This window comes from Phormidium sp. FACHB-592 (assembly GCF_014695795.1).
Lineage (GTDB): Bacteria > Cyanobacteriota > Cyanobacteriia > Leptolyngbyales > Leptolyngbyaceae > Stenomitos.
Genome location: NZ_JACJOZ010000056.1, coordinates 1 through 11,906 on the forward strand (window position 1 = coordinate 1; position 11,906 = coordinate 11,906).

At 49.3% G+C, this 11,906-nt stretch carries 15 protein-coding genes; 13 read left to right on the forward strand and 2 right to left on the reverse strand.

The window, feature by feature from the left end; all coding sequences use genetic code 11:
- The first annotated feature begins 466 nt into the window (after nucleotides 1–466).
- The 13 genes from H6F86_RS15045 (at nucleotide 467) to H6F86_RS15105 (ending at nucleotide 9,794) form a co-directional block, all read left to right on the forward strand.
- The gene (locus tag H6F86_RS15045) at nucleotides 467–886 is read left to right on the forward strand and encodes an ATP synthase subunit I (RefSeq protein ID WP_199322055.1); all 420 of its coding nucleotides are present in this window, start codon (nucleotides 467–469) and stop codon (nucleotides 884–886) included.
- Between the two features lie 59 nt (nucleotides 887–945).
- Nucleotides 946–1,701, forward strand: a complete 756-nt coding sequence (atpB, locus tag H6F86_RS15050) for a F0F1 ATP synthase subunit A (RefSeq protein ID WP_190449427.1) — start codon at nucleotides 946–948, stop codon at nucleotides 1,699–1,701.
- A 128-nt stretch (nucleotides 1,702–1,829) separates the two neighbouring features.
- A complete protein-coding gene (gene atpE / locus H6F86_RS15055) occupies nucleotides 1,830–2,075 on the forward strand; it encodes an ATP synthase F0 subunit C (RefSeq protein WP_190449428.1) in 246 nt (81 codons plus the stop codon).
- A 180-nt stretch (nucleotides 2,076–2,255) separates the two neighbouring features.
- On the forward strand, nucleotides 2,256–2,678 hold the full coding sequence (locus tag H6F86_RS15060; RefSeq protein WP_190449429.1) for a F0F1 ATP synthase subunit B': 423 nt from the start codon (nucleotides 2,256–2,258) through the stop codon (nucleotides 2,676–2,678).
- Nucleotides 2,679–2,765: 87 nt separating this feature from the next.
- A complete protein-coding gene (locus H6F86_RS15065; RefSeq protein WP_190449430.1) occupies nucleotides 2,766–3,332 on the forward strand; it encodes a F0F1 ATP synthase subunit B in 567 nt (188 codons plus the stop codon).
- Entirely contained in the window at nucleotides 3,329–3,886 is a 558-nt protein-coding gene (gene atpH / locus H6F86_RS15070) for an ATP synthase F1 subunit delta (protein WP_190449431.1), read from the forward strand. The genes H6F86_RS15065 and atpH overlap by 4 nt, the downstream gene beginning before the upstream one ends.
- Before the next feature lie 95 nt (nucleotides 3,887–3,981).
- Nucleotides 3,982–5,496 carry a F0F1 ATP synthase subunit alpha gene (gene atpA / locus H6F86_RS15075; RefSeq protein ID WP_190449432.1) on the forward strand — a complete coding sequence of 505 codons (1,515 nt, stop codon included), beginning with the start codon at nucleotides 3,982–3,984 and terminating at the stop codon, nucleotides 5,494–5,496.
- A 135-nt stretch (nucleotides 5,497–5,631) separates the two neighbouring features.
- A complete protein-coding gene (locus tag H6F86_RS15080; protein WP_190449433.1) occupies nucleotides 5,632–6,582 on the forward strand; it encodes a F0F1 ATP synthase subunit gamma in 951 nt (316 codons plus the stop codon).
- Between the two features lie 115 nt (nucleotides 6,583–6,697).
- Nucleotides 6,698–7,024: a 2Fe-2S iron-sulfur cluster-binding protein gene (locus tag H6F86_RS15085; RefSeq protein WP_190449434.1), complete on the forward strand. Its 327-nt coding sequence runs from the start codon at nucleotides 6,698–6,700 to the stop codon at nucleotides 7,022–7,024.
- 80 nt (nucleotides 7,025–7,104) lie between these two features.
- Nucleotides 7,105–7,647, forward strand: a complete 543-nt coding sequence (locus tag H6F86_RS15090) for a hypothetical protein (RefSeq protein WP_190449435.1) — start codon at nucleotides 7,105–7,107, stop codon at nucleotides 7,645–7,647.
- Between the two features lie 74 nt (nucleotides 7,648–7,721).
- Nucleotides 7,722–7,904, forward strand: a complete 183-nt coding sequence (locus H6F86_RS15095) for a hypothetical protein (RefSeq protein WP_190449436.1) — start codon at nucleotides 7,722–7,724, stop codon at nucleotides 7,902–7,904.
- 64 nt (nucleotides 7,905–7,968) lie between these two features.
- Entirely contained in the window at nucleotides 7,969–9,054 is a 1,086-nt protein-coding gene (locus H6F86_RS15100) for a DUF3326 domain-containing protein (protein ID WP_190449437.1), read from the forward strand.
- 149 nt (nucleotides 9,055–9,203) lie between these two features.
- Nucleotides 9,204–9,794 (forward strand): CPBP family intramembrane glutamic endopeptidase, encoded by a 591-nt coding sequence (locus H6F86_RS15105; protein ID WP_347240423.1) that lies wholly within the window; start codon nucleotides 9,204–9,206, stop codon nucleotides 9,792–9,794.
- A gap of 36 nt (nucleotides 9,795–9,830) precedes the next feature.
- Here the strand turns inward: H6F86_RS15105 and H6F86_RS15110 are convergent, their stop codons facing one another.
- Together H6F86_RS15110 and H6F86_RS15115 are read right to left on the reverse strand one after the other, a co-directional pair.
- On the reverse strand, nucleotides 9,831–11,075 hold the full coding sequence (locus H6F86_RS15110; protein WP_190449438.1) for an MFS transporter: 1,245 nt from the start codon (nucleotides 11,073–11,075) through the stop codon (nucleotides 9,831–9,833).
- 198 nt (nucleotides 11,076–11,273) lie between these two features.
- Nucleotides 11,274–11,870, reverse strand: coding sequence for a hypothetical protein (locus tag H6F86_RS15115; RefSeq protein ID WP_190449439.1), 597 nt, complete (start codon nucleotides 11,868–11,870; stop codon nucleotides 11,274–11,276).
- Nucleotides 11,871–11,906 lie beyond the last annotated feature (36 nt).

Here is an 11,906-nt window from a genome sequence, read left to right on the forward strand (position 1 = left end):
CTCATCGGTCAGGTCACTGTCGTAGTAAGGCTGACTCATATCCTCAAGCCATGTAGATGTCACTCTTCTGGTATCGCGCCTTTGTGACCGTAGTTGTCTTCTACTTCACATACATTTACAAACAGTTTCTTAAGGTAGGGTAGAGTTCGATGCAATATTGAAGGACACATTGATCGCCTGCTTGACCAATGCGATCAACCGAAGGTGCAGGAGCCAGTGCACTCGATCATTGCTGTGTTGATTCCAGATGCAATCGCTAAGGGAACAGCACTTCATTTTTTAACCCTGCTTAATCTTGCGTCATTAAGTATTATTACTCCCTGCGTGATATGATGACAGCGGTCTCTGGTGCTGCCAGTAAAAGACTGGAACTCATCACATTGAAGTCTTTACTTTAAAGACGTGCGATCGTTGAGTTTCTTTGTTGTGTCAGTATGGCTGAAACAGCGAGTTGATCCTTTTGACGATGCAAACCACTGAAACAGGCGCACCTTCACAGCCCAGTGACAGCTCAACGAAGCCGAATGCTTCGATGCAGGAGTACTACCAACTCCAACGCGAGTTGCTGCTCACGACGCTAGTGCTGACGGGGATAATTTTCCTCACCGTTTGCTTTTTTTACCCGCTCAACATTGCTCTGAATTATTTACTTGGAGCGTGCACAGGTGTGGTTTACTTGAAAGTGTTGGCTAGAAACGTTGAGCAGATAGGCAATGGGAATAGCAAGGTTGGCAAATCCCAGATTGCGATCTTCATTGGGTTGATCATAGTAGCAACTCGGTTGGATCAATTGCAGGTGTTACCAATCTTTTTAGGTTTTCTTACCTATAAAGCCGCGCTCATTGTTTATATGTTTCGTCTCTTGCTACCGTCTGACTCTCGCTAATCAGCCGGTTCTGAAACTTTTCACCCCTTAATCTATTTGGGAAAACCGCTCAAAGTCTAATGCTAAGTTTTCTCCCAGCGCTTAACGTTTTTCCGCTTGCCAGCCTTGAGGTGGGGCACCATCTTTACTGGCAGATTGGCAACCTTAGAATCCACGGACAGGTGTTTCTGGTTTCCTGGGTCGTGATTGGGCTTTTATTGATTGCTTCGATCGCGGCAACGCGCAATGTCCAGCGTATCCCTAAAGGCATTCAAAACCTGATGGAATATGCGTTGGAGTTTGTGCGTGGCATTGCTAGAGACCAGCTTGGTGAAAAAGAGTACCGTCCCTGGGTGCCGTTTATTGGTACGCTCTTTTTATTCATTTTTGTCTCTAACTGGTCAGGTGCGTTGGTTCCCTGGAAGCTGATTCGGCTTCCCGAAGGCGAACTAGCTGCTCCTACCAATGACATCAACACGACTGTGGCATTGGCACTGCTGGTTTCTCTAGCGTATTTTTATGCTGGCTTTAGCCGCAAGGGTTTGGGTTACTTTGCAAAGTATGTCCAGCCAACCCCTGTACTGCTGCCAATCGCAATTTTGGAAGATTTCACGAAGCCACTCTCACTCAGTTTCCGTTTGTTTGGCAACATTCTTGCGGATGAGTTGGTGGTAGCGGTCTTGGTGCTTCTGGTGCCATTGTTTGTGCCGTTACCAGTGATGCTTCTAGGTCTGTTTACCAGCGCAATCCAGGCGCTAGTGTTTGCCACACTGGCAGGTGCTTACATCCACGAAGCACTTGAAGGTCATGGAGATGAGCATGAGGAGCATGCATAGCTTCAATTGCTGATCTGCTGGCGGATTGCTATCGGTTCAGATTGCTTAGATGCGATCGCAGGTGTGAAACCTGAGCCTTTAAGCGGCAAGTTGTTCATTTAGTTTGTTCATTACTCAAGGAAAGAATCATGGATCCATTAGTTGCTTCTGCGTCTGTTCTGTCTGCTGCATTGGCGATCGGTTTAGCGTCTATCGGTCCTGGCATTGGTCAAGGTAATGCCTCCGGTTCCGCCGTTGAAGGGATTGCCCGTCAGCCAGAAGCAGAAGGCAAAATTCGCGGTACGCTTCTGCTAACTCTGGCGTTTATGGAATCCTTGACCATCTATGGCTTGGTGATTGCGCTTGTGCTGTTGTTTGCTAACCCCTTCGCTTAAGCGCCTTGCTTCAGTAATTTGGTTAACCAGTACGCGCCATTTGAAGTGAACGAGTGATGGGTAATTGGTAACAGAGTCATTCTGCTTGCCTTTAGTTACCAGTTACCAATAACTCGACATCAATTGCGAGAAGTTACGAGAGACGCTCCATCCCAATTCAAGAACCCCAAACTCAAGACAATGTTTGATTTTGATGCCACTCTGCCACTGATGGCGGTTCAGTTTTTGGTTCTAGTTGCCCTGCTAAACGTGGTCTTTTACAAGCCATTAACAAAGGCGATCGAAGACCGTAGTGACTACATCCGCACAAATGAAACCGAAGCGCGTGAGCGGCTGGCAAAGGCTGAACATTTAGCAACGCAGTACGAACAAGAGTTGGCAACGACTCGTCGGCAATATCAACAGACGATCGCTACGGCACAAGCGGAAGCCCAAGCCCTTGCTGACCAACAAATTGCCACTGCACAGCAAGAAGCGCAGGCTCAGCGTGAGCGCGTGCAGCGTGAGCTTGATCAACAGAAGCAGGAAGCAATGAGTTCCTTAGAGCAGCAAGTTGAGTCATTGAGCCACCAGATTTTAGACAAACTTTTAGTCAGTCTTTAGACGTTGGCTGTTAATCTCTAAGCACCCTTAAAGTCTAGAGCTTAACAACTGAACGCTAATGACTCCAGCCATTTTGGACGTAGCGATATGGATATTCTCTTAAAGTTGGCGATTGGTGCTAAAGTTTTAGGCACCGAAGCGGTTGAAACAGCTGAGGCAGGTGGCTTTGGTCTCAACTTCGACATTCTTGAAACCAATTTGGTTAACCTGGCGATCGTTGCGGGTGTTTTGATCTACTTTGGGCGCGGCTTTTTAGGTAAAACCCTGAGCGCTCGTCGAACTGCGATCGAAGACGCCATTAAAGAAGCTGAGCAACGCAAGAAGGACGCAGTGAGTGCTCTAGCACAGCAACAGCAGAAGCTAGCACAAGCTCAAGGGGAAGCGGAAAAAATTCGAGCAGCAGGACAAGTAGCCGCTGCTACCGCTAAAGCCGAGATTGCTGCCAAAGCTGAACTTGATATCCAACGGATGCGTGAAGCAGCGACCCAGGATCTCAACGCTGACCAGGCAAAAGTGATCAATGAGCTACGTCAACGAGTAGCAGCGCTAGCCATGCAGCGTGTCGAGTCAGAGCTGCCATCGCGGCTAAATGACTCGGTGCAGCAACAATTAATTGATCGTAGCATTGCCATGCTAGTAGGAGGCGACCAGTGAGTGATAGCGTCATTACCAGTGAAATTTCCGCCCCCTATGCCCAGGCGCTGATGTCTCTGGCAAAAACTGAGAATTTGAGCGATCGCTTTGGTGAAGATGCCAGCAGTATCTTGAACCTCCTGAAAGAATCGCCTGATCTCGATCAGTTTTTGGCAAGCCCTGTTGTCAGTCTGGACGCCAAGAAAGCAGTTTTGCAGCAGGTTTTGGGCGACCAGGTGCATCCCCACATTCGCAACTTTCTGCTGCTGATTGTGGATCATCGTCGTATCGCTTTTTTAAGCGGCATTTTGAAGCAGTATCAGGCATTGCTACGCGAACTAAACCAAACTGCGCTGGCTCAAATTGTTTCGACAGTGCCACTTAACGAGGCGCAGCAGCAGACAGTGCGTGAGCGAGTGATAGCCCTCACGGGTGCCCAAAACGTTGAGATCGAAACAACGATCGATCCTGACTTAATTGGTGGTGTGATTATCAAAGTTGGCTCTCAGATCATTGATGCAAGCTTGCGCGGTCAACTCCGACGCATTTCGTTACGCTTAGGCAGCACAACTTAAGTTGTTAGCCGTTATTGGTTGGTTTTTAGTCTCAGCGCTAACAACGAACAACCAAAAACTGATCCCATCTCTCATCCTCACAACAAGCAACTCTTATGGTAAGTATTCGACCAGACGAAATTAGCAGCATTATTCGCCAACAGATTGAGCAGTACGATCAAAAGGTCAACGTGTCAAACGTTGGTACAGTGCTGCAAGTTGGTGACGGTATTGCCCGCATCTATGGTTTAGACAAGGCAATGGCGGGTGAATTGGTGGAATTTGAAGATGGTTCCGTCGGGATGGCGCTGAACCTGGAAGAAGATAACGTTGGCGTCGTGCTAATGGGCGACGGACTTAATATTCAAGAAGGAAGTTCGGTGACATCTACTGGCAGAATCGCTCAGATTCCAGTAGGTGAAGCCATGCTTGGACGGGTGGTAGATGCCCTTGCCCGCCCCATTGATGGTAAGGGTGACATTCACACGACAGAGACGCGCCTGATTGAATCGCCCGCGCCTGGGATTATTGAGCGTAAGTCGGTGTATGAGCCATTGCAAACCGGCATCACGGCGATCGACTCCATGATTCCTATTGGTCGCGGTCAACGAGAATTGATTATCGGCGATCGTCAAACGGGCAAAACCTCCGTTGCGATCGACACCATTCTGAACCAAAAGGGTGAAGATGTTATTTGCGTTTACGTAGCAGTTGGGCAGAAGGCATCGACCGTCGCCAACATTGTTAGCGTCCTGCGTGAGAATGGTGCGCTTGACTACACCATCGTTATTGCTGCAAACGCCAACGCCCCTGCAACTCTGCAATATTTTGCACCTTACACAGGCGCGACTCTTGCAGAATACTTCATGTACAAGGGCAAGCACACCCTGGTGATTTATGATGACCTTTCCAAGCAGGCGCAGGCATATCGCCAAATGTCATTGCTACTGCGTCGTCCACCCGGTCGTGAGGCATACCCAGGTGACGTATTCTACGCTCACTCCCGTTTGTTAGAGCGGGCTGCAAAACTTAGCCCTGAACTGGGTGAAGGCAGCATGACTGCATTACCGATTATTGAAACGCAAGCGGGTGATGTCTCGGCTTACATTCCCACCAACGTGATTTCGATCACTGATGGGCAGATCTTCTTGTCATCTGACTTGTTTAACTCCGGCTTGCGTCCAGCTGTGAATGCAGGGATCTCTGTTTCACGGGTTGGTTCGGCTGCCCAAACGAAGGCAATGAAAAAAGTTGCTGGCAAGGTGAAGCTGGAACTGGCTCAGTACGACGATCTGCAAGCCTTTGCTCAGTTTGCTTCTGACCTTGACAAGGCGACCCAAAATCAGTTGGCACGGGGTCAACGCCTGCGTGAAATTCTGAAGCAACCGCAATACTCGCCGCTTTCAGTCGCCGAACAGGTAGCTTCGATTTACTCTGGTATCAATGGGTATCTGGATGATATTCCGGTTGATAAGGTGGTTTCGTTCCTGAAAGGCTTGCGTGACTATCTGAAGAACAGCGCTCCTAAGTATGGCGATATTGTCCGTACTGAGAAGCAGCTAACGCCAGAAGCTGAAGGTCTTTTGAAGGACGCGATTGGCGAGTACAAGAAGACGTTTGCTGCGGCATAGAGATGAGGAGAGAGGGGTGAGGAGAAAGGTGTAACGCCCTTACTCCTCTTTTCATCTCACTGCTTACATTGATTGCTCTAGCTTTGCTCTGGTGAGACACTCCTCACCCTTTACCCCTCATCCCTCACTTCCGACATGGCAAATCTCAAAAGCATTCGCGATCGCATTAAGTCGGTCAAAAACACTAAAAAAATTACTGAGGCGATGCGTCTCGTTGCTGCTGCTAAAGTGCGTCGCGCTCAAGAGCAGGTCATCGCAACACGTCCCTTTGCTGATCGGCTGGCACAGGTACTTTACGGGCTGCAAGCTCGCTTACGGTTTGACGAAGCAAACCTGCCGTTGCTGAGCCGTCGTACGGTCAGGACTGTAGGTATTTTGGTTGTAACGGGCGATCGCGGTCTGTGCGGTGCCTATAATTCCAACGTGATTCGGCGGGCAGAAATCCGCGCTAAGGAACTGCAAGCGGAAGGCATCAACTACCGCTATGTGCTGGTTGGTCGCAAAGCAACGCAATACTTTCAACGACGTGATCAGCCGATCGTCGAAACCTTTGTCAATCTGGAGCAGATTCCCACTGCTTCCGAGGCGTCGCAAATTGCCGATCAACTGCTGGCTCTCTTTCTCTCTGAAACGGTTGATAAAGTTGAGTTGGTGTACACACGGTTTGTCTCACTCATTAGTTCTCGTCCTGTCATTCAGACGCTTCTGCCACTTGATCCTCAGGGACTTGAGGTGCCAGACGATGAAATCTTCCGGCTCACGTCTCGTGGTGGACAGTTTCAGGTGGAGCGATCGAAAGTAGCGGCTGCTGCACCTCAGACCTTCCCTCAAGACATGATCTTTGAGCAAGATCCGGTACAGATTTTGGATGCTTTGCTGCCGCTGTATTTAAACAACCAGTTGCTACGAGCGCTCCAAGAGTCTGCCGCTAGTGAGCTTGCCGCCCGAATGACTGCTATGAGCAATGCCAGCGACAACGCGAAGGACTTGATTAGCACGCTAACACGGGGTTACAACAAAGCTCGTCAGGCGGCAATTACGCAAGAAATCCTGGAAGTTGTGGGTGGCGCTGAAGCCCAACGTTAAATCGGCGGTCAGTCAGACGATCGTCTCAGTGTGTGTCTAGGCACGGCTGCCCCGCGATCGTCTGAGCCATCTATCGAAAAATCAAGGAAGCGCTGTATTCTTTTGTCGATCGCTTATGTCTAACACCTACACGGTTGAACTTCAGCATCAGGGTAGCACTCATACGCTTCAGGTGCCCGATGATCAAACCATTTTAGAAGCGGCTCAAGCGTCTGGGCTGGAGTTACCTAATTCTTGCAATGCAGGTATTTGTACAACCTGTGCGGCTCAGGTGATTGAAGGCAGGGTTGATCAGCCCGATGCAATGGGGGTTAGCCCAGAATTGAGAGAACAGGGCTATGCCCTCCTTTGTGTCGCGTATCCGCGTTCTGATTTGAAGATTGAAACTGAGAAAGAAGATACGGTTTATCACCTCCAGTTTGGGCAGTTTCAACAGAAATAATAAGAGCTGAGAACACTAGATTTTCGTTGTATAGCAGGTTTTAAGGGAGAGTTGTACCCTAAGAATTGTCTATCAGCAGCATGAAAGTAGTAACAAAACCTTCTGTCCTTTCCTTGCTGCTAATAGCAACGATTCAGACCCCAAGCATTGCAGGTGGTAGTAGCTGGAAAGTTAGCATTGAGAAAATGCAAGTACAATCTTCAACCCGAGCCGCAGTCGTTTTGAAAGCTCTTGAAGAGCGAGCTTTCGATCGTCAATGTACAAGGTTGTTGGTCGAAATAGATTACCGATCTGGTTCTCTCCGAGGTCAGTGGAAGTTACCTTCCAGTCGTGAGAATACTGCTCTCAAGGCTCACCAAGCAGCGTTAGCCGCTCTTCAAACGGAGTATAGCCGGCAATCTCCGCTTTACTTTGGGGAGATGATCGGTGGTTTAGCTCAGAAGCAGACTAACGACTCATGGTTAGATTCTTTAATTCAATCTTTTCTACAACTATTAGGAAAAGAAGATCCACCGTTGCTAGATTCAAGTATTCCATCTGAGTGCCGATTTACAGCCTCAGGTTTGGCAGGTTTTGACGAAGCTGATGGTGAGCAAGTTGCGTATGTACTCAATGAGTTGTGAACGGTTACTAGACGATCGCTCCTTTTAATACCAATACGCAAAGACCATCAACCTAACAATTTTGAACGTGAATAGTGATTACTCAATTCATCACTGCCGAAATTAAGCTTGAGGGATCGCCTGCTGAAGTGCGTCAAGCGATCGAAGCTAAGCTGCAAACCTATGGCGATCCCTTACGCTGGGCTGTAACTGAGGTAAATATCACTACGCAAAAAGCCATCGTGGAAGCGATCATTACAAAAAAGGATGAAGGCTAAAGGCTAATTTTTCATCCCTCATCCTACCGCCGAGCGGAAGCAAGCTACATTCCTTATCCTTTCTATGAAACGCCCCTTTACTGTTGCCTTGATTATACCGACGGGCATTGGGGCGACGATCGGTGGTTATGCAGGCGATGCGTTACCTGTTGCACGGGCGATCGCACAGGTTGCCGATTGCCTTATTACGCATCCTAATGTTCTTAACGGCGCGCAGCTTTATTGGCAGCTTCCAAATGCACTGTATGTGGAGGGCTATGGGTTAGATCAGTTTGCAGCAGGACAGTGGGGCTTGCGTCCCGTTCACCAAAACCGTATCGGGTTAATCCTTGATCAAGGGATTGAGCCAGAGTTGCGCCTGCGACACATCCAGGCTGCTGATGCAGCAAGAGCGACACTGGGATTAGATCTCACTGAATATATTGTTACAGATGCGCCCTTAAACGTGAGTTTGCAAACAGCTGCATCGGGTGCAACATGGGGTACGATTCAAAACCCTGATAGTTTGTTACGTGCAGCAGAGGCATTGATCCAAAAAGCAGGCGCAACGGCGCTCGCGGTAGTTGCCCGCTTTCCTGATGATTTTGGGGGTAATGCACTTCAACAATACCGCCATGGTCAGGGTGTTGATCCGATCGCAGGAGCCGAAGCAGTAATCAGCCATTTAGTTGTACGCACGTTTGGTATTCCCTGTGCTCATGCGCCCGCTCTTTTGCCGCTGCCGCTTGATGCTGACGTTGCACCACGATCGGCCGCTGAAGAATTAGGCTATACCTTTTTGCCCTGTGTTTTAGTGGGCTTAAGTCGTGCGCCGCAATTTGTGACGCGATCGCATCCTACCTTCAGTCCTCAAATGGGGGACATTTGGACAGAGCAAGTAGATGCTGTCGTAGTACCTGCAACTGCCTGTGGTGGTAGCGCAGTCATGAGCTGGAGCCAATCATCAACGATTGGAGCGTCATCGCCCCGCATCATTGCAGTACAGGACAACCAGACTACTATGCAAGTGCCACCCAAAGCCTTAGGCATGGACGCAACCTGCGTGCCCTCTTACCTGGAAGCGTTAGGTTTACTGGTGGCTCAACGGGCAGGAATCAGTGCTGCTGCGCTCAAGCCATCCCTGCGATCGTTATCCCGTTTTAATGATTGAATCCCTCAACAAACAGACGATGCACTTTGAGCGCAAAGCGCTAGACTTGTTGAGAAATCATGGCTCTTTCAGACCGCCGCCAACTGTATCACTAGATCAGAATGCCTAAGCTTTGAAGTGAGAGTCCGTTCTTTAGCAGCTTTTTTCCTGTGGCACAGTTTCCTGATCACCCCGAAGTCGAACCTTTAAGCCGGACCCAAGTACTGATTGCCATGGGCGTAACGGCAGTTGTGCTGTTAGTTGCTGCCAAACTGTGGGTTCAGTTTGGTACGGTGATTCTGCTACCGCTGAAATGGTCACCGCTCGCCATCTTGCAGGGGCTAGGGTTAGGGCTTGTTATCACATTTGCTAGTGCAGTGGTGTATCGCGTGTGGGGAGCTTATCGCCAGAGTGCTGATTATTATCTAGCACTGGTGCTGAAGCCGCTTGTCTTACCTGATCTCATCTGGCTGGGGCTGCTACCTGGCTTAAGTGAAGAACTACTGTTTCGTGGGGTGATGCTGCCAGCCTTTGGCTTGACCTTTGAAGCGGTAATTATCTCTAGTCTTTGCTTTGGGGTCTTGCATTTAAGTAGCCCAAAGCAATGGTCGTATGTTGCATGGGCAACGATCGTTGGGGTTTTACTCGGTTATAGCGCTCTGGTAACTCATAACCTGGTGGTGCCTGTCGTCGCCCATATGGCAACAAATTTAATTTCTAGCAGCATTTGGAAATGGCGCGATCGCGCTGCCTCTATCTAGCAGCCCAGCAGGGCAATCGTCACATCTATCCTTCATTCAAAGCACGTCTTGCAAAACACGTCGAGTACTTTGCCATGCCCAGATGCCAACCACGCTGACAATTGTACCCATCGCCAGCATCACTACTCTCAAGCCAACGGCATCGGTAAGCGGTCCGGCGATTGCCAACGGCACACTTAAAGCAATATTTACAACATTGTTCTGAAAGCCAAAAACTTTGCCGCGCATTGCTTCTGGCGTTTGCCGCTGAATCAACGTCTGCATCGGTACGCCGACCATTGATGCCCCAACGCCCAACAACGTACTGAGACCAAGACCTAGCCACAGTTGGTTAGTAAAAGTAAACACGGTTAAGCCCGCTGCCATAATCAGAAAGCCAATCAGCGGGAGTGGTTTGTGGTGAAACTGATCGCCCCAGTGCCCTAGTACTGCTGCACCAAAGACCATGCCAACGCCTGCGGCAGCTAACAAAAAGCCAAACTGAGTTGATTTCAGCCCAATTTCTTCCACCAGATCGATCGCCAGAACTGTTAGCGCTGCAAAAACCGAATACAGAATAGTCAACTGCACCATCGCGCCGCTTACTAAGCGATCCTTTCGCAAATAAGCTAGCCCTGCTTTAAAGTCACTCCAGGGGTGAGCCTGCACAATTTTAGGATCAGCACCACTTTTGCGAATTGGCAGGTAATAGAAGATAACGGCTGCCACAAGATATAGCCCGCCCAGCAAAAGCTCCTGCCCAAAGCGCCCACCCGCCCTTGCTAGATTAAGCACTGGGTCGCCGATCGCAAAGCCCACAATCAGCGAACCCATCAGCGTCGTTGTAAACAGCGCATTCGCACTCATCAAGCCTTCACGAGGCACCAAAAGCGGAATCGCTGCCTGTTCGGCTGGTGCAAAAAACTGCGTGAGGAGGGACTCTAAAAAGCCAATCACCAGAAGCACGATAAAGGCTCTGGGCAGTAGCGGTATTGCCAAGATAAGCAGACCGCGCAGCAGATTGGAAACGATGAGGATCTGTCGCTTGTCATAACGATCGACAAAAATACCTGCTGCTGAGCCAAACAAAATTGCAGGCAAGGTAACGGCAAACATTAGCGCTGAACGGGCAGAGCTTTCTAAACCAGGCGGCGGCTGATAGTTGACCAGTAGCGCAATGAGAAATACGAAAAAGATTTTATCGGCAACCTGCGACAAAACCTGCCCGATCCAGAGCGCTAAAAAGGAGCGATTTTGCAGGAGTGTAGCGAACCCGCCATTAGCAGGACTGCTTGGAGACATAGCGTTGTGTCTTGAAGATCGTTTAGGAACCAGCTGAGTTTCTTCCCTTATTTGCGGTGCTTTAAGCAAGTGTTGTCAGCTTAAGCACACCTTAGTAGCAATAGCGTCAGTCTGGCATTAACTTTAGTGCTCTAAGTTGAGCTATTTTAGTGTTCTCACATGACAACTAGCAATATTCTTTGCTGCTTCCACAATGCTTTACAACAGAGCTTCATAATCACACAGCAGGGCAGTAAGGAAAGTGGCAGCGGAAGTGCCTCTAGGCGGACTCGAAGAACCCGGCTTAACCCAGTAGCCAGCAGCTATCTGTGGCGATCGCCATAAATCTAGATGATCCACACTAGGGTCAGCATAAAAACTGTCCTCTCCTGCGCCCAGCAAGGCTGAACTCCAGTGTGTAAACGCATCATGGCTCATACGGTGCATTGGAAAATCGCCTATTAGTGGCACACCCCACCCATCGATTGCGATCAATGCCTTCACCACTCCACCCAGACTCCTCCACCCACAAGCCGCACTTACAGCACCTACTACTCCGGCACTAAACCCAATTAGAATCAACGGAGTATGCAGTGCTGCATCCGGACTATGAGTGCTTAATTTTTCATGAAGAAAGCGCAGGATGTGCAGCCCTGAATAAGCAGGGTAACGATCGGTTGGAAACACTAACCACGATGCTGGATGTAAGCGTTCTTCGCCAGTTGTTAGCAAGCCCTCAATAAATTGCTGAGTTAACGCGCGCTCGTGGATGCCAGGGCAAACTACAACCCTTACCCTATGTCTCTTAGCGCTCATTACCCACCCCTCACGTGCTCTTAGCCAGCAACTTAT

What these genes read in the sequence shown, in the direction of transcription:
- H6F86_RS15100 (WP_190449437.1), top strand. Translation starts at nt 7,969, where the DNA reads ATGAAACGCCCCTTTACTGTTGCCTTGATTATACCGACGGGCATTGGG.
- H6F86_RS15110 (WP_190449438.1), bottom strand. Translation starts at nt 11,075, where the DNA reads ATGTCTCCAAGCAGTCCTGCTAATGGCGGGTTCGCTACACTCCTGCAA.
- H6F86_RS15060 (WP_190449429.1), top strand. Translation starts at nt 2,256, where the DNA reads ATGTTTGATTTTGATGCCACTCTGCCACTGATGGCGGTTCAGTTTTTG.
- H6F86_RS15090 (WP_190449435.1), top strand. Translation starts at nt 7,105, where the DNA reads ATGAAAGTAGTAACAAAACCTTCTGTCCTTTCCTTGCTGCTAATAGCA.
- H6F86_RS15115 (WP_190449439.1), bottom strand. Translation starts at nt 11,870, where the DNA reads ATGAGCGCTAAGAGACATAGGGTAAGGGTTGTAGTTTGCCCTGGCATC.
- H6F86_RS15080 (WP_190449433.1), top strand. Translation starts at nt 5,632, where the DNA reads ATGGCAAATCTCAAAAGCATTCGCGATCGCATTAAGTCGGTCAAAAAC.
- atpE (WP_190449428.1), top strand. Translation starts at nt 1,830, where the DNA reads ATGGATCCATTAGTTGCTTCTGCGTCTGTTCTGTCTGCTGCATTGGCG.
- H6F86_RS15085 (WP_190449434.1), top strand. Translation starts at nt 6,698, where the DNA reads ATGTCTAACACCTACACGGTTGAACTTCAGCATCAGGGTAGCACTCAT.
- atpB (WP_190449427.1), top strand. Translation starts at nt 946, where the DNA reads ATGCTAAGTTTTCTCCCAGCGCTTAACGTTTTTCCGCTTGCCAGCCTT.
- H6F86_RS15045 (WP_199322055.1), top strand. Translation starts at nt 467, where the DNA reads ATGCAAACCACTGAAACAGGCGCACCTTCACAGCCCAGTGACAGCTCA.
- H6F86_RS15065 (WP_190449430.1), top strand. Translation starts at nt 2,766, where the DNA reads ATGGATATTCTCTTAAAGTTGGCGATTGGTGCTAAAGTTTTAGGCACC.
- atpA (WP_190449432.1), top strand. Translation starts at nt 3,982, where the DNA reads ATGGTAAGTATTCGACCAGACGAAATTAGCAGCATTATTCGCCAACAG.